Source organism: Neisseria sp. WLZKY-1, assembly GCF_046546535.1.
Lineage (GTDB): Bacteria > Pseudomonadota > Gammaproteobacteria > Burkholderiales > Neisseriaceae > Neisseria.
Genome location: NZ_JBKGTW010000088.1, coordinates 1 through 3,906 on the forward strand (window position 1 = coordinate 1; position 3,906 = coordinate 3,906).

General features: G+C 58.3%; 2 protein-coding genes. Both read left to right on the forward strand.

The window, feature by feature from the left end; translation table 11 throughout:
- Positions 1 to 443 precede the first annotated feature (443 nt).
- The gene (locus ACLD9W_RS12150) at positions 444 to 2,162 is read left to right on the forward strand and encodes a proline--tRNA ligase (RefSeq protein ID WP_410842254.1); all 1,719 of its coding nucleotides are present in this window, start codon (positions 444 to 446) and stop codon (positions 2,160 to 2,162) included.
- A gap of 75 nt (positions 2,163 to 2,237) precedes the next feature.
- On the forward strand, positions 2,238 to 3,461 hold the full coding sequence (locus tag ACLD9W_RS12155) for a DUF711 family protein (RefSeq protein WP_410842255.1): 1,224 nt from the start codon (positions 2,238 to 2,240) through the stop codon (positions 3,459 to 3,461).
- The last annotated feature ends 445 nt before the right edge of the window (positions 3,462 to 3,906 follow it).

Genomic DNA, 3,906 nt, shown 5'->3' on the forward strand with positions numbered 1-3,906 from the left:
CGCAAAAAGGGCATTTTTTGTGTTCAAAGGTTTTGACTCCGCTTAAAGTCTTGTAGCATAAGGCTTGCGGGGGTTTTGGGCAGTAAATTTGTTACTTACGCCTTTACCCACAATCTCTGTGGATAAATCTGTGTACAACTTGCGGGTAAACGGAAAAATCCCTATCGCGGCAACCGGCCGCTTAAACTGCCTAAAAAATATTCAAAATCAAAACATATAAAAATCAATGAATTATACATTGCGCTGTTAGGCGGTTTAGAACGGCGTACTAAATTTCCAGAGAAAACAAACCGGTGTGAAATTGTGCATAAACAGAGATTGACAAGCCCGCCGCGTCCTTTTCAGACGGCCTGAGCTGTCCCGCCTCCTGTTCGGGGCATAAACGCAGGAAAACGGTTTCGCGGTACAATGCGACCTCGTTTTTTACAAAGAAGAACAATGCCATGAAAGCCAGCCAATTTTTCATTTCTACTTTAAAAGAAGCCCCCGCCGAAGCCGCCCTGGCCAGCCACAAGCTGATGATTCGCGCGGGTTTGATCAAAGCCAACGCCTCCGGTTTGTACACCTGGATGCCGATGGGTCTGCGCGTGTTGCGCAAAGTTGAAAACATCGTGCGCGAAGAGATGAACCGCGCCGGCAGCGTCGAATTGCTGATGCCCGTGGTGCAGCCTGCCGAGTTGTGGCAGGAATCCGGCCGCTGGGAGTTTTACGGCAAGGAACTCTTGCGCCTGAAAGACCGCCACGAGCGCGATTTCTGCATGGGGCCGACCTGCGAAGAAGTCATTACCGACATCGTGCGCAAAGAAATCACCAGCTACAAGCAGCTTCCCAAAAACTTCTACCACATCCAAACCAAATTCCGCGACGAAGTGCGCCCGCGTTTCGGCGTGATGCGCGCGCGCGAATTTGTGATGAAAGACGCCTACTCCTTCCACGCCGACTACGAATCGCTGGTGCGCGACGGCTACCAGCCGATGTACGACGCCTACTGCCGCATCTTCGACCGTCTGGGGCTGAACTACCGCCCCGTCGCCGCCGACACCGGCAGCATCGGCGGCACCGGCTCGCACGAGTTTCAAGTGCTGGCCGACAGCGGCGAAGACGTAATCGCATACAGCGACAGCTCCGACTACGCCGCCAATATTGAATTAGCGCCCACCCTGCGCCTGAGCGGCGACAGAAAGCAGCCTGAAAAAACGCTGGAAAAAGTCCACACCCCCGACGTCAAAACCATCGCGTCTCTGGTTGAGTTTCTCAATATTCCCGTCGAACAGACACTCAAATCCATCGTGGTGGAGGGCGAAGACGAGGGCGAAATCGTGTTGCTGCTGTTGCGTGGCGACCACGAGTTCAACGACATCAAAGCCGAAAAACTCGCCGGCGTAAAAGCCCCGCTGACGATGGCCGCGCCCGAACTTATCCGCGCCCAATTCGGCGCCGACGGCGGCTCGCTCGGCCCCGTGGGCTTTAAAGGTAAGGTTTACACCGATTTCGCCGTAGAAAAAGGCGCAGACTGGGTCATCGGCGCGAACGACAACGGCTGGCACTACACCGGTTTCAACTTCGGCCGCGACGCCGCCGAGCCCGAATTTGCCGATTTGCGCAACGTGGTTGAGGGTGACGAGAGCCCCGACGGACAAGGCCGTCTGAAACTCGCGCGCGGCATCGAAGTCGGCCACGTTTTCCAATTGCGCGACAAATACTCCGCCGCCATGAACGCCAGCTTCCTCGACAACAACGGCAAAGCGCAAATCATGGAAATGGGCTGCTACGGCATCGGCATCACCCGCATCGTTGCCGCCGCCATCGAGCAAAACAACGACGAGCGCGGCATCATCTGGACCGACGCCATGGCACCCTTCCAAGCCGTGATCGTGCCGATGAACTACAAAAAATCCGACGCCGTGCGCGAAGCCGCCGACCGCCTTTACGCCGAATTGCAAGCCGCAGGCGTGGACGTATTGCTGGACGATAGAGACGAGCGCGCCGGCGTACTGCTCAACGACAGCGAGCTTTTAGGCATCCCCCACCGCCTCGTCATCGGCGATCGGGGCTTGAAAGAAGGCCAAGTCGAATACGCCCGCCGCACCGACAGCCAAGCGCAAAGCATCGCGCTGGATGAAGCCGCCGCCAAAGTAGCCGCAGCGGTGAAACAAGCGTAAGCAGCGAAGCACAAAGGCCGTCTGAAAAGATGTTTTCAGACGGCCTATCACACACCCAAACCCAAAGGAACTCCCATGCCGCTCACTTCCCCCGCGCTCTGCCGCATCCGCGCCATTACCGCCTTTGCCACCCTGTCGCCCGCGCAAAACACTTGGGCGGACACCCTCGCCGCCGCCAAGCACCAGTGCGACCGTCTGGCCGCCGCCTTCGCGCAGGAAGGCTACACCGTCCAATCCGTGCGCATCGTCGCCAACCCCTTCGGCGAATATCTGGACACCAGCAGCCCCGCTGCGGCCAAACAAGGCTTGGCACGCATCCGCGACATTCTCGGCAGTCTCAACCAAAACGGGCTGCGCATCCGCTTTGCCATCGGCGAAGCCCGCAGCGCCGAAGAAATCGCCCTGCTGCCCGAGTTAATCCGCGACTACGGCGATTTGAGCAATGCCTGCGTCAACATCGCCGCCGACGAAAACGGCATCCCCGAACACGCCCAAATCGAGCGCTGCACCGCCGCCGTGCAAGAAATCGCCCGCATCACCCCGCGCGGCGAAGGCAATTTCAACTTCACCGTCAATTTCAACTGCGCCCCGCTGATCCCCTACTTCCCCGCCGGCTACCACCGCGGCGCACAGGGCGACTGCATCGTTGTCGGCTTGGAAACGCCCGACCTGCTCGCCGCCGCACTGCGCGCCTTAAACCCGCCTGCCGACCAGTCCGCCTTTCTTCAGGCTGCCTACACCGCCATGCGCCAAGCCCTGCAATACCACGCCGACCGCGTGCAGGAAATCATTGCCGCCACCGTATTGGACGGCGGCTGGCGCTATGCGGGCATGGACACCTCCGCCGCACCGTCAAAAAACTGCACCTCGATGGCGGAAATCTACCGTCTGCTGCGCGTACCGCACTTTGGCGCGGCAGGCAGCATCGAAGCCTCCGCCCTGCTCACCCGCGTGTTCAAAACGCTGGAAAACGTCCGCGCCATCGGCTTCTCGGGGCTGATGCTGGCGGTAACCGAAGACAGCGGCCTCGCCCAAGCCAGTCAAATCCCCACCTTTGATCTGCGCGCCTTGCTCACATACAGCAGCGTCTGCGGCATCGGGCTGGACACCGTTCCCATCCCCGGCGACACCCCCGCCGACCGCATCACCGCGCTGATGCGTGACACCGGCACCATGGCCTTCCGCCTGAACAAACCGCTCACCGTGCGCTTGTTCCCCGTACCCAGCCTGAAAGCGGGCGACATTACCGCCTTTGAAAGCGACGATTTGTGCAACTGCGCGGTGCTGGCGGTACAGTAAGCGCGGCAAAGGCAGCCTGAAAGCGTGGTTTGGGGTTTCAGGCTGCCTGAGAACAGCGAAAAACAGCCTGAAAGACTGATTGACACGTAGGTCGAGTATTTATGCCCGACAAACACGGCTGCCATACAAGCGAGCTTGGTGTCGTTGGTGCACTTGTTTGAATAAAAGGCCGTCTGAAAGGTCGATTAAGGTTTTCAGGCTGCCTTTGCCATTCCGCGTAAATCCTAAAAAACAGCCTGAAAGCTGCAACGGCACTTTCAGGCTGCTTTTTAGGCACGCAGGTCGGGAATTTATGTCCGGCAAATTGACAACAAAACAAAAAATGTCGGGCATAAATGTCCAACCTTGTATATCGGAACTTCCGTATCATAGCAACAAACCGCCCGCCGCCGCCCGCATCCGACCAAGGCAAACAACCGTTGCGTAGCTCAGGGAGCGGTCGGGC